The 19241-nt window shown below is 71.2% G+C and carries 14 protein-coding genes; 5 read left to right on the forward strand and 9 right to left on the reverse strand.

All coding sequences use genetic code 11. The features are described 5' to 3' along the window. Positions 1-15 precede the first annotated feature (15 nt). A complete protein-coding gene (locus tag ACFYUS_RS09710) occupies positions 16-588 on the reverse strand; it encodes a GNAT family N-acetyltransferase (RefSeq protein ID WP_388847826.1) in 573 nt (190 codons plus the stop codon). A 239-nt stretch (positions 589-827) separates the two neighbouring features. On the opposite strand from ACFYUS_RS09710, the gene secA reads away from it, so the two are divergent. Next, positions 828-3638: a preprotein translocase subunit SecA gene (gene secA / locus ACFYUS_RS09715; protein ID WP_388847828.1), complete on the forward strand. Its 2811-nt coding sequence runs from the start codon at positions 828-830 to the stop codon at positions 3636-3638. A gap of 61 nt (positions 3639-3699) precedes the next feature. Here secA and ACFYUS_RS09720 read toward each other — a convergent pair whose 3' ends face one another. Beyond that, a complete protein-coding gene (locus ACFYUS_RS09720; RefSeq protein ID WP_388847830.1) occupies positions 3700-4212 on the reverse strand; it encodes an Rv3235 family protein in 513 nt (170 codons plus the stop codon). Positions 4213-4488: 276 nt separating this feature from the next. On the opposite strand from ACFYUS_RS09720, the gene ACFYUS_RS09725 reads away from it, so the two are divergent. Next, positions 4489-4995: a DUF6912 family protein gene (locus ACFYUS_RS09725; protein ID WP_388847832.1), complete on the forward strand. Its 507-nt coding sequence runs from the start codon at positions 4489-4491 to the stop codon at positions 4993-4995. 21 nt (positions 4996-5016) lie between these two features. Further along, positions 5017-5673: an HAD family hydrolase gene (locus tag ACFYUS_RS09730; protein WP_388847834.1), complete on the forward strand. Its 657-nt coding sequence runs from the start codon at positions 5017-5019 to the stop codon at positions 5671-5673. 88 nt (positions 5674-5761) lie between these two features. Here ACFYUS_RS09730 and ACFYUS_RS09735 read toward each other — a convergent pair whose 3' ends face one another. Further along, the gene (locus ACFYUS_RS09735) at positions 5762-6316 is read right to left on the reverse strand and encodes a DJ-1/PfpI family protein (RefSeq protein ID WP_388847836.1); all 555 of its coding nucleotides are present in this window, start codon (positions 6314-6316) and stop codon (positions 5762-5764) included. 430 nt (positions 6317-6746) lie between these two features. Here ACFYUS_RS09735 and ACFYUS_RS09740 point away from each other — a divergent pair, with 430 nt between their 5' ends. Beyond that, entirely contained in the window at positions 6747-11714 is a 4968-nt protein-coding gene (locus ACFYUS_RS09740; protein WP_388847838.1) for an NAD-glutamate dehydrogenase, read from the forward strand. A gap of 57 nt (positions 11715-11771) precedes the next feature. Here the strand turns inward: ACFYUS_RS09740 and ACFYUS_RS09745 are convergent, their stop codons facing one another. From ACFYUS_RS09745 to ACFYUS_RS09755, 3 genes are read right to left on the reverse strand one after another with little or no spacing between them, the layout of a single operon-like run. Continuing rightward, positions 11772-13121: a glycosyltransferase family 87 protein gene (locus ACFYUS_RS09745; RefSeq protein WP_388847840.1), complete on the reverse strand. Its 1350-nt coding sequence runs from the start codon at positions 13119-13121 to the stop codon at positions 11772-11774. Between the two features lie 11 nt (positions 13122-13132). Continuing rightward, positions 13133-13942, reverse strand: a complete 810-nt coding sequence (locus tag ACFYUS_RS09750) for an ABC transporter ATP-binding protein (protein ID WP_388847842.1) — start codon at positions 13940-13942, stop codon at positions 13133-13135. Next, the gene (locus ACFYUS_RS09755; protein ID WP_388847844.1) at positions 13935-14852 is read right to left on the reverse strand and encodes an ABC transporter permease; all 918 of its coding nucleotides are present in this window, start codon (positions 14850-14852) and stop codon (positions 13935-13937) included. Before ACFYUS_RS09755 ends, ACFYUS_RS09750 begins: the two co-directional genes overlap by 8 nt. 159 nt (positions 14853-15011) lie before the next feature. Between ACFYUS_RS09755 and ACFYUS_RS09760 the strand changes: the two genes are divergently transcribed. After that, positions 15012-15611: a TetR/AcrR family transcriptional regulator gene (locus tag ACFYUS_RS09760; RefSeq protein ID WP_388847846.1), complete on the forward strand. Its 600-nt coding sequence runs from the start codon at positions 15012-15014 to the stop codon at positions 15609-15611. 6 nt (positions 15612-15617) lie between these two features. Here ACFYUS_RS09760 and ACFYUS_RS09765 read toward each other — a convergent pair whose 3' ends face one another. The 3 genes from ACFYUS_RS09765 to ACFYUS_RS09775 are packed head-to-tail and all read right to left on the reverse strand — an operon-like array spanning position 15618 to position 19175. Further along, on the reverse strand, positions 15618-16469 hold the full coding sequence (locus ACFYUS_RS09765) for a carbohydrate ABC transporter permease (protein ID WP_388847848.1): 852 nt from the start codon (positions 16467-16469) through the stop codon (positions 15618-15620). Continuing rightward, positions 16466-17830, reverse strand: coding sequence for a carbohydrate ABC transporter permease (locus ACFYUS_RS09770; RefSeq protein ID WP_388847850.1), 1365 nt, complete (start codon positions 17828-17830; stop codon positions 16466-16468). The genes ACFYUS_RS09765 and ACFYUS_RS09770 overlap by 4 nt, the downstream gene beginning before the upstream one ends. 7 nt (positions 17831-17837) lie before the next feature. Continuing rightward, positions 17838-19175 (reverse strand): ABC transporter substrate-binding protein, encoded by a 1338-nt coding sequence (locus ACFYUS_RS09775; protein WP_388847852.1) that lies wholly within the window; start codon positions 19173-19175, stop codon positions 17838-17840. Positions 19176-19241 lie beyond the last annotated feature (66 nt).

Consider the following 19241-nt stretch of genomic DNA (forward strand, 5'->3'; position numbering starts at 1 on the left):
CTGACAGGGCACTCCTCAGTGGGGTGCCGGGAGGTACGGCAGGGGGCTCGGCAGGCCGAAGTCGGAGGGGAGCAGGGCGCCGACCCAGGCGTCCCGGAGCGTGCCCTTGTTCGCGAGCCCGGCGCGCTGGACGCCCTCGACGACGAAGCCGGCCCGCTCGGCCACCGTGCGCGAGCCGGCGTTGCCGACCTCGGCGCGCCAGATCAGGCGGGTGCAGCCGAGCCCGGTGAAGGCCCAGTGGGCGAGCGCCCGGACGATCTCCGTCATGTAGCCGGAGCCGCGATGCTCCTTCGCCATCCAGTAGCCGATCTCCCAGACGCCCGGGCCGCGGCTCATCAGACTGGCGGCGGCGAGCAGCGGGCCGCCCTCCACGGGTTCGGCGGCGAAGGTGTACTCGGTGTCCTCCCGCCAGCCGTCCGGGACCAGCCGGTGCACGAAGAACTCGGCATCCTCACGCCGGTAGGGGTCCGGGACGGTCGTCCAGCGGCGGATGTCGGGGTCCTGGCAGACGGCGTGCACCCTGTCGAGGTCCTCGGGGACGAAGCTCCGCAGCCGCAGGCGGTCGGTGGTGAGGATGATGGGATCCATGCCGGGATTGTGCTGACCACGCGCACCGGAAGCGAACACTTTTCGGATGGGGCGGCACCTTCCGCCCACCTCGTGCGTTCTCCATACGGGCGGACGTACGGCTCCGGTACTGCGGGCCTCCCTGCGCAAGGGCTGTCTCGCTTACGATGGCCGTTGCGGTGGGGACCACCTGCCGTGCCCGCGCTCGCGTCCATCACAAGACCCAGTGCCAGGCCCGACCGGCAAGGAGACCAGCCTCAGTGTCCGTCTTCAACAAGCTCATGCGTGCAGGCGAAGGCAAGATCCTGCGCAAACTGCACCGCATCGCGGACCAGGTCAACTCCATCGAAGAGGACTTCGTCAACCTCTCCGACGCCGACCTGCGGGCGCTCACCGAGGAGTACAAGCAGCGGTACGCCGACGGCGAGAGCCTCGACGACCTGATGCCGGAGGCCTTCGCGACCGTCCGCGAGGCCGCCAAGCGTGTCCTCGGCCAGCGCCACTACGACGTCCAGCTGATGGGCGGCGCCGCCCTGCACCTCGGCCACGTCGCGGAGATGAAGACCGGTGAGGGCAAGACCCTCGTCGGCACCCTCCCGGCGTACCTCAACGCGCTCTCCGGCAAGGGCGTGCACCTGATCACGGTCAACGACTACCTGGCCGAGCGCGACTCCGAGATGATGGGCCGCGTCCACAAGTTCCTCGGCCTGACCGTCGGCTGCATCCTGGCCAACATGACGCCGGCCCAGCGCCGTGAGCAGTACGCCTGCGACATCACGTACGGCACGAACAACGAGTTCGGCTTCGACTACCTCCGCGACAACATGGCGTGGTCCCAGGACGAGCTCGTCCAGCGCGGCCACAACTACGCCTGTGTCGACGAGGTCGACTCCATCCTCGTCGACGAGGCCCGTACGCCGCTGATCATCTCCGGCCCGGCCGACCAGGCGACGAAGTGGTACGGCGACTTCGCCAAGCTCGTCACCCGGCTGAGCAAGGGCGAGCCCGGCAACCCGCTCAAGGGCATCGAGGAGACCGGCGACTACGAGGTCGACGAGAAGAAGCGCACCGTCGCCATCCACGAGGCGGGCGTCGCCAAGGTCGAGGACTGGCTGGGCATCGACAACCTCTACGAGTCGGTGAACACCCCGCTCGTCGGCTACCTGAACAACGCCATCAAGGCGAAGGAACTGTTCAAGAAGGACAAGGACTACGTCGTCATGGACGGCGAAGTCATGATCGTCGACGAGCACACCGGCCGTATCCTCGCCGGCCGCCGCTACAACGAGGGCATGCACCAGGCGATCGAGGCGAAGGAGGGGGTGCCGATCAAGGACGAGAACCAGACCCTCGCCACGATCACCCTCCAGAACTTCTTCCGCCTCTACGACAAGCTCTCCGGCATGACCGGTACGGCCATGACCGAGGCCGCCGAGTTCCACCAGATCTACAAGCTCGGCGTCGTCCCGATCCCGACGAACCGGCCGATGCAGCGCAAGGACCAGTCCGACCTGATCTACCGGACCGAGGTCGCCAAGTTCGCCGCCGTCGTCGACGACATCGCGGAGAAGCACGAGAAGGGCCAGCCGGTCCTCGTCGGCACGACCTCCGTCGAGAAGTCCGAGTACCTCTCGCAGCAGCTCGCCAAGCGCGGCATCCCGCACGAGGTCCTCAACGCCAAGCACCACGAGCGCGAGGCCACGATCGTCGCCCAGGCCGGCCGCCGCGGCGCCGTCACCGTCGCCACGAACATGGCCGGCCGCGGTACGGACATCAAGCTCGGCGGCAACCCGGACGACCTCGCCGAGGCCGAGCTGCGCCAGGCGGGCCTGGACCCGGTCGAGCACGTCGAGGAGTGGGCCGCGGCCCTGCCCGGCGCCCTGGAGCGCGCCGAGAAGGCCGTGAAGGCGGAGTTCGAGGAGGTCAAGGACCTCGGCGGTCTGTACGTCCTCGGCACCGAGCGCCACGAGTCGCGCCGCATCGACAACCAGCTGCGCGGTCGTTCCGGCCGTCAGGGCGACCCGGGCGAGTCCCGCTTCTACCTCTCGCTCGGCGACGACCTGATGCGTCTGTTCAAGGCGCAGATGGTCGAGCGCGTGATGGCCATGGCCAACGTGCCGGACGACGTGCCGATCGAGAACAAGATGGTCACCCGTGCCATCGCCTCCGCCCAGTCGCAGGTCGAGACCCAGAACTTCGAGACCCGTAAGAACGTCCTGAAGTACGACGAGGTCCTCAACCGGCAGCGCGAGGTCATCTACGGCGAGCGCCGCCGCGTCCTGGAGGGCGAGGACCTGCACGAGCAGGTGCAGCACTTCATGGACGACACGATCGACGACTACATCCGCCAGGAGACCGCCGAGGGCTTCGCGGAGGAGTGGGACCTCGACCGCCTGTGGAACGCGTTCAAGCAGCTCTACCCGGTGAAGGTCACCGTGGAGGAGCTGGAGGACGCGGCCGGTGACCGGGCGGGCATCACCGCCGAGTTCATCGCCGAGTCCATCAAGGACGACATCCACGAGCAGTACGAGACGCGCGAGAAGCAGCTCGGCGCGGACATCATGCGCGAGCTGGAGCGGCGCGTGGTCCTCTCCGTGCTCGACCGCAAGTGGCGCGAGCACCTCTACGAGATGGACTACCTCCAGGAGGGCATCGGCCTGCGCGCCATGGCGCAGAAGGACCCGCTGGTCGAGTACCAGCGCGAGGGCTTCGACATGTTCACCGCCATGATGGAGGGCATCAAGGAGGAGTCCGTCGGCTACCTGTTCAACCTGGAGGTCCAGGTCGAGCAGCAGGTCGAGGAGGTCCCGGTGCAGGCGAGCGCGCCGTCGCTCGACAAGGAGGACGCCGTTCCGGCGGCCGCCGGGCGGCCGGAGATCCGCGCCAAGGGGCTCGACGCCCCGCAGCGTCCGGACCGGCTGCACTTCTCCGCGCCGACCGTGGACGGGGACGGCGGTGTCGTCGAGGGCGACTTCGGCTCCGACGACCTCGACTCCGGCGACGGGCTGACCCGCGCGGAGCGGCGCAAGGCGCAGAAGAACGCGGGCGGCGGGCGTCGCCGCAAGAAGTGACGTCCTGAGCTTCTGAGGACGTGAAGGGGCCGGTCGCCCGGGAGGGCGGCCGGCCCCTTCGTCATGGGTGGCGGGCGGCCGAGCCGAGGCCGTCCAGCTCCACGGCGGCGCAGCGCCAGCGCTGGTCCTCGCCGCGCTCCAGACGGAACGCCATGGCCCGCACGCGGGCGCCCGTCGCGATGGTCGCGAAGGCCTCGACGGCTGATTGCGGGGTGTGCACCTGGATCGCGCAGCCGCGCAGGACCGGGCGGGGGCCGAAGGAACGCAGGGGCGTCTCCGGGGCGAGCCGGACGAGCTGCTCGTACGCCTCGCCGACGGTGTGGCCGAGCATCCAGTGGACGGGCCGCTCCCCGCTGAGCACGGCGAGCAGGCGCTCGGCGAAGACGGTGTGCGGGGGAAGCGTGCGGGTGCGGCCGTCCTGGGCCGGCGTACGGGGGCGGGTGCCGGCGGGGCCGTGGGGCCGGGCTCCGGCGGAGCCCCGCGGGCGCGTGCCGGCGGGGCCTCCCGGGGCCGTGCGGGGGCGGGGACGGGGTCGGGGGAGCGGGGAGGGCGTGGTGGTGAGCGTGGCGTTCATGGCGGACCCCTGTCGTTGCGTAACCGGGTGGTACCAGTCGGTAACTTTCCTTGGGGGATCTTGTACGGGGGGACTCGGAGGCCCCGCAAGGAGCTCGCCGCGGCGGGAGGTTCCCGAAAACGGATCACCTATCAGGGTGACGCGGACGGAAATCGGTTCTCCGGCGGCTCGACGGGCGGCCTTCCGCGGTGGACGGACGGCGAGTCCGGCCCGCCACCCCGAAGGGGGACTCCGCACGTATCCTGAGGGCCTCTCCGTCTACGAAAGCGGCCTGCCATGCGCGTCTACGTCCCCCTGACCCTCCCCGGTCTCGCACAGGCGCACAAGGCGGGCGAGCTGGGCCCCGGCCCGCTGACCGCCTACGCCGTCACCCCCGCGCTGCGCGAGTGGTACGTCTCCGACGACATCGAGGAACTGGAGTACGCGGCGCTCAACCGGGCCGCGTCCGCCTCCCTGCGGCTCCTCGCCGGCGACCCCGAGGCGCCCCGGCGCCGGATCGTCGTCGCCGTCGACGTGGCCGACAAGGACGCGACCGTCGACCCCGACGGCGGGCTCACCGTCGCCTCCATCGGCGAGGTCCGCATCGCCGGAGCCGTACCGCTGGCCAAGGCCGCGGCCGTGCACGCCGACGCGGACGACGCCGAGACGGACGTCGCGGCGGCGGCGGACGCGCTCGGCGCGGCGGACCAGGGCGACGACGACGCCCAGTTCGTGGTGGACGGGGCCGAGGACCACGAGCTGCTGTGGTTCGGCGTGCAGGAGATCTCCTCCCTGCTCGGCTGAGCCGGCGGGTACCGTCTTTCCATGGGGAAGCACGGAAAACACCTGGTCTGGGACTGGAACGGCACACTGCTCGACGACATCGGCGCGGTGATCGGCGCGACGAACGCGGCCTTCACCGAGCTCGGGCTCGCAACGATCACGCTCGAGCAGTACCGCGAGCTGTACACGGTGCCGGTGCCGAAGTTCTACGAGCGGCTCATGGGGCGGCTGCCCACGGACGAGGAGTGGACCGTCATGGACGGGGCCTTCCACCGGCACTACTGGGAGCGGGCCGAGTCGTGCGTGCTCACCGCCGGGGCGGCGGAGCTGCTCGCCGCGCGGCAGGAGTCCGGGTTCACGCAGTCGCTGCTGTCGCTCGCGTCGCACGCCGACCTGATACCGCTCGTGCGGCGGTACGGGATCGCCGAGCGGTTCGTCCGCATGGACGGGCGCGCGGACGCGTCGACGGACGGGAAGTCCGGGCACATGGTGCGGCACCTGGCCGCGCTCGCCGTCTCGGCCGAGCGGGTCGTCGTCATCGGCGACGCCGCCGATGACGCGATCGCGGCGGCGCACGTGGGCGCGCGGGCGGTGCTGTACACCGGCGGGTCGCACAGCCGGGCGTCGCTGGAGCGGGTGGGGGTGCCCGTGGTGGACTCCCTGGAAGAGGCCGTGGCCGTCGCGGAGGAGCTGGCCTAGGGCGCGCCCGCGGGCGGCGTCCGGCAGGTGGTGGGCAGGCGGGGTGGCAACGGACCACCGGAGCGCCTGCCCGTCACCGCGTCGGGAGCTAGCCCTTCGCGCGCAGGACGTTCAGGAACTCGCGCATCCAGGTGGGGTGGTCCGGCCAGGCGCGGGAGGAGACGAGGAGGCCGTCGACGACGGCGGCGCTGTCCTGGAAGGTCGCGCCGGCGGACTGCATGTCGAGCTCCAGGGCCGGATAGGCCGTGACGCGGCGGCCTTCGAGGCTGCCGATCGCCGCCGTCAGGAGCGGGCCGTGGCAGATCTGGGCCACCGGCTTGTCGGCGTCGAAGAAGGCCTTGAGGATCTTGCGGAGCTCAGGGTCGTTGCGCAGGTACTCCGGCGCGCGGCCGCCGGGGATCACCACCGCCAGGTACGCCCCCGGGTCGACCTCGGAGAAGGCGAGGTCGGCGGGCCAGGTGTAGCCCGGCTTCTCCGTGTACGTGTCGTAGCCCGGCTCGAAGTCGTGGACGACGAAGCGGAGCGTCTTGCGGGTCGGGGCCGCGATGTCGACCTCGTAGCCCTCCTCCAGGAGCCGCTGATAGGGGTACATCACCTCCAGCGACTCCGCCGCGTCCCCGGTCACGATCAGGATCTTCGCCATGACTCTCCCAGATCACAGATGGTCGGTCTGCCGTGCTGTGACCATGCTTGCGCACCGGCCCCCTCCGGCGGGGTGGTTTGCCAGGACGACACGTGTCGCTGTCCATATCGTCAAACTTCCCTCGCTCTTTTGTACGCATACGGCTCATGACGGTTCGGGGGTCGGGGGCGATAGGCTTTTGCCGTGATCAGCGCGATACGCCAGGGGGGCAGGGAAGCCCCCGGCTGCCGCCCGGCACGCGACAGCGGCCGGGCCGACCGTGCGTTCGCCGATCGTCTCCGTCCGGGTGTGCCGCCTTCCGTGGCCGATAACGACCCGGGCATCTCCCATCCGGGCATAACGTCGACTTCGACCGGAATCACCGCGTCGTGGCGTTGTGCCCTTTCTTCCACCGACGTCACGCAACGGCGCGCGACAGGAGTCAGAGGACATGCAGACCAAGCTGGACGAAGCAAAGGCCGAGCTGCTCGAGAGGGCCGCCCGGGTAGCTGAGCACAGCCCGGTCGGGGGGCGACTTCCGACGGGCCCGGAGGGTGCGGGGGAGCGCCCGGACCGGGACACCGTGCTCGCCTACCTCCAGCGCTACTACCTGCACACCGCGCCCGAGGACCTCGCCGACCGCGACCCGGTCGACGTCTTCGGCGCCGCGCTCTCTCACTACCGGCTCGCGGAGAACCGCCCGCAGGGCACCGCGAACGTGCGCGTCCACACCCCGACGGTGGAGGAGAACGGCTGGACCAGCAGCCACTCCGTCGTCGAGGTCGTCACCGACGACATGCCCTTCCTCGTCGACTCGGTCACCAACGAGCTGTCCCGTCAGGGCCGCGGCATCCACGTCGTGATCCACCCGCAGGTCCTCGTCCGCCGCGACGTCGCCGGAAAGCTCATCGAGGTCCTGTCGACGCAGGTCCAGGGCGAGCTGCCGCACGACGTGCTCAACGAGTCCTGGATCCACGTCGAGATCGACCGCGAGACCGACAAGGCCGACCTCAAGCAGATCACCGCCGACCTGCTGCGCGTCCTGTCCGACGTCCGCGAGACGGTCGAGGACTGGGACAAGATGCGCGATGCCGCCCTGCGCATCGCCGAGGGCCTCCCGGCCGAGCCCACCGCCTCCGACCTGCGTCCGACCGAGGTGGAGGAGGCCCGCGAGCTGCTGCGCTGGCTCGCCGACGACCACTTCACCTTCCTCGGCTACCGCGAGTACGAGCTCGTCAACGGCGACGCCCTGACCGCCGTGCCCGGCACCGGCCTCGGCATCCTGCGCTCCGACCCGCAGCACGGCGCCGACGACGAGGGCCACCACGCCCACCCCGTCTCGCCCTCCTTCAGCCGGCTGCCCGCCGACGCCCGCGCCAAGGCGCGCGAGCACAAGCTGCTGATCCTGACGAAGGCCAACAGCCGGGCGACCGTGCACCGCCCCTCGTACCTCGACTACGTCGGCGTGAAGAAGTTCGACGCCGAGGGCAACGTCATCGGCGAGCGCCGCTTCCTCGGCCTCTTCTCGTCCGCCGCCTACACCGAGTCCGTCCGCCGGGTCCCCGTCATCAAGCGCAAGGTCCAGGAGGTCCTGGACGGCGCCGGCTTCACGCCGAACAGCCACGACGGCCGCGACCTGCTCCAGATCCTGGAGACCTACCCGCGCGACGAGCTCTTCCAGACCCCGGTCGACCAGCTGCAGTCCATCGTCACCAGCGTCCTGTACCTCCAGGAGCGGCGCCGGCTGCGGCTCTACCTGCGCCAGGACGAGTACGGCCGCTACTACTCGGCCCTCGTCTACCTGCCGCGCGACCGCTACACGACCCGCGTCCGGCTGCGGCTCATCGACATCCTGAAGGAGGAGCTCGACGGCACCAGCGTCGACTTCACCGCCTGGAACACCGAGTCGATCCTCTCCCGGCTGCACTTCGTCGTCCGCGTCAAGCCCGGCACCGAGCTGGCGAAGCTCACCGACGCCGACGTCGACCGCATCGAGAACCGGCTCGTCGAGGCCACCCGCTCCTGGGCCGACGGCTTCGGCGAGGCGCTCAACGCCGAGCTGGGCGAGGAGCGCGCCGCCGAGCTGCTCCGCCGCTACGGCAACGCCTTCCCCGAGGGCTACAAGGCCGACCACTCGCCGCGCGCCGCCGTCGCCGACCTGTGCCACCTGGAGGCCCTCGCCGACAGCGGCAAGGACTTCGCGCTCTCCCTGTACGAGCCCGTCGCCTCCGGCGTCGGCGAGCGCCGCTTCAAGATCTACAAGACGGGCGACCCGATCTCCCTCTCGGCCGTCCTGCCGGTCCTCAACCGGCTCGGCGTCGAGGTGACCGACGAGCGTCCGTACGAGCTGCGCTGCGCCGACCGCACCCACGTCTGGATCTACGACTTCGGCCTGCGGATGCCGGCCGCCACCGGGAACGGCGGCGACTACATCGGCGACGACGCCCGCGAGCGCTTCCAGGAGGCCTTCGCCGCCACCTGGACCGGCCAGGCCGAGAACGACAACTTCAACTCGCTCGTCCTCTCCGCCGGGCTCAACTGGCGCGAGGCGATGGTGCTGCGCGCCTACGCCAAGTACCTGCGCCAGGCCGGGGCGACGTTCAGCCAGGACTACATGGAGGACACCCTCCGCGACAACGTCCACACCACCCGGCTGCTCGTCAACCTCTTCGAGGCCCGCATGGCCCCGGAGCGGCAGCGCGCCGGCACCGAGCTGATCGACGCGCTCCTGGAGGAGCTGGACGCCGCCCTCGACCAGGTCGCGAGCCTGGACGAGGACCGGATCCTGCGGTCCTTCCTCACCGTCATCAAGGCCACGCTGCGGACCAACTTCTTCCAGAAGTCGGCGGACGGCGAGCCGCACTCCTACGTGTCGATGAAGTTCGACCCGCAGGCCATCCCGGACCTGCCGGCCCCGCGCCCGGCCTTCGAGATCTGGGTGTACTCCCCGCGCGTCGAGGGCGTCCACCTGCGCTTCGGCAAGGTCGCCCGAGGCGGTCTGCGCTGGTCCGACCGCCGTGAGGACTTCCGTACGGAGATCCTCGGCCTGGTCAAGGCGCAGATGGTGAAGAACACCGTCATCGTGCCGGTCGGCGCCAAGGGCGGCTTCGTCGCCAAGCAGCTCCCGGACCCGTCCGTGGACCGCGACGCCTGGCTGGCCGAGGGCATCGCCTCGTACAAGACCTTCATCTCGGCGCTCCTCGACATCACCGACAACCTGGTCGCGGGCGAGGTCGTGCCGCCGGTCGACGTGGTCCGCCACGACGAGGACGACACGTACCTCGTGGTCGCCGCCGACAAGGGCACCGCGACCTTCTCCGACATCGCCAACGGCGTCGCGGAGTCGTACGGCTTCTGGCTCGGCGACGCCTTCGCCTCCGGCGGCTCCGCCGGCTACGACCACAAGGGCATGGGCATCACCGCCCGCGGCGCCTGGGAGTCCGTCAAGCGGCACTTCCGCGAGCTGGGCCACGACACCCAGACCGAGGACTTCACCGTCGTCGGCGTCGGCGACATGTCCGGCGACGTCTTCGGCAACGGCATGCTGCTCTCCGAGCACATCCGTCTGGTCGCCGCCTTCGACCACCGCCACATCTTCATCGACCCGACCCCGGACGCGGCCGTCTCCTACGCCGAGCGCCGCCGCCTCTTCGACCTGCCCCGCTCCTCCTGGGCCGACTACGACGGCTCGCTGCTGTCCGCGGGCGGTGGCATCCACCCCCGCAGCGCCAAGTCGATCCCGGTCAACGCGCAGATGCGGGCCGCCCTCGGCATCGAGGACGGCGTCACCAAGCTGACCCCGGCCGAGCTGATGAAGGCGATCCTCCAGTCGCCCGTCGACCTGCTGTGGAACGGCGGCATCGGCACGTACGTGAAGTCCTCGGCCGAGTCCAACGCCGACGTCGGCGACAAGGCCAACGACGCCATCCGCGTCGACGGCCAGGACGTCCGCGCCCAGGTCATCGGCGAGGGCGGCAACCTCGGCGCGACCCAGCTGGGCCGCATCGAGTTCGCCCGCAGCGGCGGCCCCGAGGGCCAGGGCGGCAAGGTCAACACCGACGCCATCGACAACAGCGCCGGCGTCGACACCTCCGACCACGAGGTCAACATCAAGATCCTGCTCAACGGGCTCGTCGCCGAGGGCGACATGACCGTCAAGCAGCGCAACAAGATCCTCGCCGAGATGACGGACGAGGTCGGCGCGCTCGTCCTGCGCAACAACTACGCGCAGAACACCGCCCTGGCCAACGCCGTCGCCCAGTCGCCGTCCCTGCTCCACGCCCACCAGCGGTTCATGCGCCGCCTGGGCCGCGACGGGGCCCTCGACCGCTCCCTGGAGTTCCTGCCCAACGACCGGCAGATCCGCGAGCTCCTCAACGGCGGCAAGGGCCTGAGCCAGCCCGAGCTCGCCGTCCTCCTCGCGTACACCAAGATCACGGTGGCCGACGAGCTGATCGGTACGGACCTGCCGGACGACCCGTACCTGCGCGGGCTGCTCCACGCGTACTTCCCGACGCTGCTGCGCGAGAAGTTCACCGAGGCCGTCGACAACCACGCCCTGCGCCGCGAGATCATCACGACGGTCCTGGTCAACGACACCGTCAACACCGGTGGCTCGACCTTCCTGCACCGCCTCCGCGAGGAGACCGGCGCGTCCATCGAGGAGATCGTCCGCGCGCAGACCGCCGCCCGGATGGTCTTCCGCCTGGGCCAGGTCTGGGACGCCGTCGAGGCCCTCGACAACCAGGTCCCGGCCGACGTCCAGACCCAGATGCGGCTGCACTCCCGCCGGCTCGTCGAGCGCGGCACCCGCTGGATGCTCAACAACCGGCCGCAGCCGCTCCAGCTCACCGAGACGATCGAGTTCTTCGCCGACCGCGTCGAGGAGGTCTGGGCGCAGCTGCCGCAGCTGCTGCGCGGCTCGGACCTGGAGTGGTACCAGTCGATCCTGGACGAGCTGACCGGGGTCGGCGTGCCGGAGGAGCTCGCGCTCCGCGTCGCCGGCTTCTCCTCCGCCTTCCCGACGCTCGACATCGTCGCGATCGCGGACCGGATGGGCAAGGAGCCGCTCGCGGTCGCCGAGGTCTACTACGACCTGGCCGACCGGCTGCGGATCACGGACCTGATGGACCGGATCATCGAGCTGCCGCGCAGCGACCGGTGGCAGTCGATGGCCCGCGCCTCGATCCGCGAGGACCTCTTCGCGGCGCACGCGGCGCTGACCGCCGACGTCCTGACGGTCGGCAACGGCACGACGAGCCCCGAGGAGCGGTTCAAGGCCTGGGAGGAGAAGAACGCGGCGATCCTGGGCCGTGCGCGGACGACCCTGGAGGAGATCCAGGGCTCGGACACCTTCGACCTGGCGAACCTGTCGGTGGCCATGCGGACGATGCGGACGCTGCTCCGTTCGCACAGCTGAGCACGGCTGACCAGTGAGTGAGGAAGGGCCCCGCCGGAAAACCGGCGGGGCCCTTCCTCACTCCTTCACGGGGGTCACCGTCGAGGTCCACAGGCGGCGGGCGGCGAGCAGGGCCGCCGTGAGCAGCAGGGCGTTGCGGAGGGCCATGACGGTCAGGCCGGCGGGGGTGCCTTCGAGGACCTCGTCGTAGAGGACGGGGTAGGCGAGGGAGCTGAGGGCGGCCGCCGGGAGGAGCAGCAGGGCGACCGGGCGCATCACGGTCCGGCGGGAGGTCAGGCAGACGGCGGCGAGGCCGAGCAGCCAGATCATGTACTGGGGGCTGATCACCCGGCTGGTGACGGTGAAGAGCAGGACGGCGGCGAGGGCCGCGTCGAGCGGGGTGGCGGGGGTCCAGCGGCGGGCCCGCAGGCGCCACAGGAGCAGCCAGCCGAAGGCGATGACGGTGAGCAGCAGGGCGAGGTGCCCGAGGCTGGAGACGTACGGGCCGACGTACTCGAAGGCGCCGTAGCGGAACTCGACCCGGCCGGGCCAGATGCCGCCGGCGCCGGCCAGCGCCAGGGCGGTGCCCCACAGGGACTCGATCTGGATGCCGCGGCTGCCCTGCTGGCGCAGGAAGCCCAGCGCGTCGGAGAAGAACAGCGCGAGGGTGGCGAGGAGGGCGAGCGCGGTGACGGCGGCGGCGGTCCAGGCGTCCCGGGTGGTACGGCCCCGGGGCGTGCCGATCAGGGCGAGCGCCGGCCACACCTTGACCATCGCGCCGATCCCGGCGAGCGCCCCGCCGAGCTGGTGGGCGCGGGGGGAGCGGGCGCCCAGGGCGAGCAGGGCGAGCACGGCGAGGGCGGTGGTCTGGACGTCGTACCGGGCGAGCGGCAGGTGGAGGAGGAGGGGGAGGCCGCAGACCCAGACCAGGGCGCCGTGGGTGAGCTGGGCGCTGTCGGCGCGGGCGAGGGCGGCGGTGACGACGGCGTCGGCGAGGAGGGTGAGGGCGACGAAGGCCTGGAAGTAGGTGAGCCAGGGGAGGACGCCCGGCGACATGATCACGAGCCCCGCGCCGGGCGGGTACTGCCAGGTGACGTCGTCGGGCGGGAAGGTGCCTTCGGCGAACCTGCCGTACCAGTACTGGTAGAGGCCCACCTCGCGGCCCACGCCGCCGATGCCGAGGTCGTCGCGGGAGAGCAGCAGGAGCATGCCGGCCCGGGTGAGGAGCCAGACGAGGGCGAGGGCGAGGTAGGGGCCGCGGCCGACGGTGACGAAGGTGGCGGAGGTGAAGCTGTCCGAGTCGAAGGGGGACTTGGTGAGGGTGGGGGGTTCGCTCGCGGAGCGGGGCGGGGTGGGGGGTGCGCTCGTGGGCTCGGGCGGGGGCTGCGGGGGAGAGGGGTGATCGAGGTGGGGGTGATCGTTCGTCATCCCACCGCACTTTAGACCGCGATGTCCAGATTGTTCGGTTTCTTCGCGTCCGGCTTGGCCGTGAACTCCTCGTACGCCGCCACGACCTCCTTCGCCGGGCCGTCCATCCGCAGCGTGCCCGCCTCCAGCCACAGCGCCCGCTCGCAGGTCTCCGTGATCGTGGAGTTCGAGTGGCTGACCAGGAAGACCGTCCCCGCCTCCGCCCGCAGCTCGTCGATCCGCCGCTGGCTGCGGCGGCGGAAACGCGCGTCGCCGGTCGCCAGGGCCTCGTCGATGAGCAGCACGTCGTGGCTCTTGGCGGCGGCGATGGCGAAGCGCAGCCGGGCGCCCATGCCGGAGGAGTACGTCCGCATGGGGAGGGAGATCGCGTCGTCCTTCTCGTTGATGCCGGAGAAGTCGACGATCCCGTCGTACCGCTCCCCGACCTCCGTGCGGCTCATGCCCATCGCGAGGCCGCCCAGGATCACGTTCCGCTCGCCGGTCAGATCGTTCATCAGGGCCGCGTTGACGCCGAGGAGGGAGGGCTGGCCGTGGGTGTAGATCCGGCCCCGGTTGACGGGCAGGAGGCCCGCGACGGCCTTCAGGAGGGTGGATTTCCCAGATCCGTTCGAACCGATCAGGCCAATCGCCTCGCCCCGGTACGCGACGAAGCTGACGCCCCGCACGGCGTGGACCCGGCGGCCGCCCGGAGCCGTGCGGCGGCGCGTCATCCGGTTCAGCGCGGCGATGGCGCCGCCCCGGCCGCCGGGGTGCCCGCCGTTGACGGTGTACGTGATGTGGACGTCGTCGGCGATGACGGTGGGGGTTCGCTGCTCAGCCACGGCCGTACGTCTCCTCTGCCTTCCAGAACCAGATGAAACCGCCCGCGAAGGCCAGCACGGCCCAGCCGGCGGCCAGCGCCCACACGTGCGGCGGCAGCTGCGCCGCCGTGAAGCTGTCGATCAGGGCGAAGCGCATGAGGTCGATGTAGACCGCCGCCGGGTTGCACTGGAGGGCCAGCACCACGCCGTGCGGGAAGCGCCCGCTGTGCGCCAGGTTCTGGATCGAGAACATGGCGCCCGAGGCGTACATCCAGGTGCGGAGCACGAACGGCATCAGCTGGCTGACGTCCGGGGTGCGGGCCGAGATCCGGGCCAGGAAGAGCGCCAGGCCCGTGCTGAACAGCGCCTGGAGGAACAGCGCCGGGACGGCGAGCAGCCAGCTCCAGCCGGGGAACTCGCCGAAGCAGGCCAGCATCACGACGAGCGCGGCGAGCGAGAACAGCAGCTGCTGGAGCTGCTGGATCGCGAGCGAGATCGGCAGGCTCGCGCGGGGGAAGTGCAGGGCGCGGACGAGGCCCAGGTTGCCGCTGATCGCCCGGGTGCCGGCCATGGCCGTGTTGGAGGTGAAGGTCCACACGAAGATGCCGGTCATCAGGAAGGGGATGTAGTCCGGCACGCCGTTCTTCGCGTTCATGATGACGCCGAAGATCAGGTAGTACACGGCCGCGTTGAGGAGCGGGGTCATCACCTGCCAGACCTGGCCGAGCTTGGCCTGGCTGAACTGGGCGGTCAGCCGGGCGGTCGCGAAGGCGGCGATGAAGTCGCGGCGGGACCAGAGCTGCCGCACGTAGGAGGGGAGCGAGGGGCGGGCCCCGCTGACGCTCAGGCCGTGCCGGCGGGCGAGCGCGGCGAGGTCCTCCTGCTCCGCGGGGGCGGCCGGCTGCGCGGGTGGGGCGAGGGTCGTGGTCACGGGCGGGCGCTTTCGACGAGGGGTGCGGGGGCGCGGGTGTCGTCGGCGATGGGACGGGTCCGTATCGTCGCTACGAGGAGGTTAGGGCGCTCGCACGACGGAACGCAACCGTATCGTCGTAACGCCTTCGGGGTATCGCGGTTCGTTAGGATGCCGTTCATGACCGCCCCGACCCCCCGCCGCGCCCCCGCCGGCGCCGCCGTACTCCGCGAGGACGTGACCGAGGCCATCCGCGCCGCCGTCTTCGAGGAGCTCGCGGCCGTCGGCTACGCCCGGATGTCCATCGAGGGCATCGCGCGCCGCGCGGGAGTCGGCAAGACAGCGGTCTACCGGCGCTGGAAGTCCAAGCTCTCCCTCGTCCTCGACCTGGTCGGCGCCTTCGCCGCCCAGGGCCTGCCGGCACCCGCCAGCGGCTCCCTCTACGGAGACCTGCGCGTCCTCCTCGAAGTGGCCTCGCACGCCCTGCGCCACCCGGTCGCCTCCCAGGTCATCCCCGACCTGCTCGTCGAGGCCGCCCGGCACCCCGAGATCGCCGAGACCGTCAAGGCCGTGCTGCTCGACGGGCAGCAGGGCGTCATGACCCAGGTCGTCCGCGAGGCCGTCGCACGCGGCGAACTCCCCGAGGGAACCGACCCGGGCAAGGCCCTGGACATCGCCGTCGGCCCGCTCTACTGGCGCCTCGTCGTCGTCCGCACACCCCTGCCCAAGGGGTACCTGGACGAGCTCGCGCGCGCGGCGGTCGCGGGGCTCAAGGCGTGACCCCCGCTACTTCACCGCGCCCGCCATCACCCCGGACGTGAACTGCCGCTGGAACGCGAAGAACACCACCAGCGGCACCACCATCGACACGAACGCCCCCGGCGCGAGCACGTCCACGTTGTTCCCGAACTGGCGCACCTGCTGCTGGAGCGCCACCGTGATCGGCGGCGACTGCGAGTCCGCGAAGATCAGCGCGACCAGCATGTCGTTCCACACCCACAGGAACTGGAAGATCCCGAGCGAGGCGATCGCCGGACCGCCCAGCGGCAGCACCACCCGGGTGAAGAGGCGGATCTCGCCCGCCCCGTCGAGCCGCGCCGCCTCCAGGAGCTCGCGCGGGATCTCCGCGAAGAAGTTCCGCAGCAGGAAGATCGCGAACGGCAGGCCGAACGCCGTGTGGAACAGGACCACCCCGAGCGTCGTCTCGAAGAGCCCCACCGCGCCGAACAGCTTCGACACCGGGACCAGCGCCACCTGCACCGGGACCACGAGGAGCGCGACCACGCCCAGGAACCACCAGTCCCGGCCCGGGAACTCCAGCCACGCGAAGGCGTAACCGGCGAGCGAGCCGATGACGAGGACGAGCAGGGTGGCCGGGACCGTGATCAGGACGGTGGAGAGGAGGGAGCCGGTGATCGTGTGGTTCGCGAGGAGATGCGCGTAGTTCTCGGTGGTCAGCCGGGCCGGGGCCGTGAACACCTCCCACCAGCCGCTCGCCGCGATGTCGGACGGCGAGCGGAGCGAGGAGAGCAGCAGCCCGACCGTCGGCAGCAGCCAGAACAGGGCGGCGAGGAGGAGGAAGACCCGGACGGCGCCCCCGGCCGTACGGGCGGCGACGCGGGAGGCGAGGCTCTTCACCGGCGGGACTCCCTTCGGATGCGGCGGATGTTGACCACCATCACCGGCAGCACGAGGAGGAGCAGGACGACCGCGATGGCCGAGCCGACCCCGAGATCCGCGTCGGTGCCGAAGGACGAGCGGTACAGCTGGAGCGCGAGCACGTTCGCGTCGTCCTGCGCGGAGCCCGGCGCGATGACGAAGACCAGGTCGAAGACCTTGAGCACGTTGATCATCAGCGTGACGAGGACGACCACGAGGACCGGCGCCAGGAGCGGCACCGTGATCCGCCGGAACACCTGCCACTCGTTCGCCCCGTCCATCCGCGCCGCTTCGAGGAGCTCACGCGGTACGGCCGCGAGCCCGGCGCCGATCAGGACCATCGCGAACCCGGCCCACATCCACACGTACGCCCCGATCACGGCCGGGGTGACGAGCGAGGGGCCCAGCCACTCCACGCCGTCGTACTGCTCCCGGAAGTTGCTCGCGGGGAGCCGGAGCACGGCCCCCTCGGCGCGGTCGGCGGGCAGGGTGAAGCCGCCGTCGGCCGCCGCCGTGGCCGTGGCGACCACCTTCCCGTCCCGTACGGCCTCGATCCGCAGCCCCTTCAGGCCCAGCTCCCCCGGGTCGACCGCGTTCGGCTTCCCGCCGCCGCCCCGGGTGAAGTCCAGCCAGGCCGTACCGGTGATCTCCGCGCCGGCGGCGGGCGGCACGCGCGCGGGGCGGGCGTCCTTCGGCATCCGCGCCGGAGCCACCCCGACCAGCGGGAGCCGCACGGGCACGCCCGCGTGGACCGGCTCCTTCGTCACGTACGCGCCGCCGCCCGCCTCCTTCAACGGGTGCACGGGCAGCGGCCGGGCCCGCGGGAAGCCGGAGGCCTCGGCGAAGGTGTCGTGGACCCCGACCCAGACGGCGTTGGCGACCCCGCGGTCCGGGTCCTGCTCGTACACGAGCCGGAAGATGATCCCGGCGGCGAGCATCGAGATCGCCATCGGCATGAAGACGACCAGCTTGAACGCCGTACCCCAGCGCACGCGCTCGGTGAGCACCGCGAAGACCAGACCGAGCGCGGTGGCGACCGCCGGGGCCACCACCAGCCAGACCAGGTTGTTGCGCACGGCGGTGCGGAGCGAGTCGTCGGTGACCAGCGCGAGGTAGTTGTCGAGGCCGACGAAGGACGAGTCCGCGCGGTCGAAGAACGAGCGCCGGACGGAGTACCCGATCGGGTAGACGACGAGCGCGCCGAGGAGGACCAGGGCGGGCAGCAGGAACCCCGCCGCCACGGCCCTGCTCCTCGACCCGGTCCTGGCGGCCCTGGACCCGGCCCTTGTGGTCCTGGCCCCGGCTCTGACGGTCCTGGCCCCGGCCCTTGTGGTCGGCATGCCGGCCTCAGCCCTTGTACGCCTTCGCCGCGTCCGCCTCCAGGCGCGCCTGCGTCCCCGCGACGTCCTTCGGGTTCTTCAGGAAGTCCTGGAGCGCCTTCCACTCGCCCTTGCCCGGCGTCCCGCCGAAGGACTGCGGCATCTGGTCCGACATGTCGAAGCGGAAGTCGTCACCGGCGCCGATGAGCGCCTTGGCGATCTCGCGCTGGACGTCGTTCGGATACGCCGCCGGGTCCAGGTTCTTGTTCGGGGAGAGGAACCCGCCCTCGGCCGCCCAGATCCTCGCCGCGTCCGGGGAGGCGAGGAAGGCGAGCAGCGCCTGCGCGCCCTTGGTGTCCTTCAGGGCCACGGCCGCGTCGCCGGCCGTCACCACGGGGGAGGTGCCGCCGTCGCCGACCTTCGGGAACGGGAAGACCTTCGCGTCCTTCCCGATCTCCGCCTTGGTCTGGGCGATGTTGACCGCCGCGAAGTCGCCCTCGAAGACCATCGCCCCCTTGGGCTGGTCCCCGCCCGTGAACGTCTGCGTGACCGAGGCCGGGTACTCCGTCTGCAGCGCGCCGTCCGGCCCGCCCGCGATCAGCGCCGGCTTCCCGAAGAGTTCGGCGAGGGTCTTCAGCGCGGTGGCGACGGACGGGTCCGTCCACTTGATCGCGTGCTTCGCCAGCTGGTCGTACTTGGCCGGGCCCGCCTGCGAGAGGTAGACGTTCTCGAACCAGTCGGTCAGGGTCCAGCCGTCCGCGCCGCCGACCGACACCGGGGTCACACCGGAGGCCGAGATCGTCTCGGCGGTGGCGAGGAAGTCCTTCCAGGTCTTCGGCTCGGACGCGCCCGCGTTCTCGAAGACGGCGGAGTTGTACCAGACCAGGGACTTGTTGGCCGCCTTGAAGTACACCCCGTACTGCGTGCCGTCCACCGCGCCGAGCTCCTGCCAGCCGCGCGAGTAGTTGGCGGCCAGCGCCGCCTTGGCCTCCTCGCCGACCGGCTTCAGCCACTTCTGGGCGGCGGCCTGCTGGATCGCGCCCACCTGCGGGAGCATCGCCACGTCGGGCGGCGAACCGCCGGCGATCTTCGTGCCCAGGAAGTTCACGATCGGGTCCTGCGCGGGCACGAAGGTGACGGTCGCGCCGGTCCGCTTCTCGAACTCCTTCAGGACCTTCGTGAAGTTCTCCTGCTCGGGGCCCGTCCACACGGCGGCGACCTCGATCTTCTCGCCCTTGAGGGAGAGTTCGGGCGCGGGCTTCGGCTGTGGGTCCGGTGCGCCCTCACCGCCGCAGCCCGCGAGGGTGAGGGCGGTGAGCGCCACCAAGGTCACCGCGGCCTTGCGTGGACGAAGAGTTGTACGCATCGCTGCCCCGTCTCTCCCGTGCGCGTCGCTGTCCGTCCGACAGGTCTACGCCGGGCCGCGGGGCCC

Source organism: Streptomyces sp. NPDC004284 (assembly GCF_042874035.1).
Classification (GTDB): Bacteria; Actinomycetota; Actinomycetes; order Streptomycetales; family Streptomycetaceae; genus Streptomyces.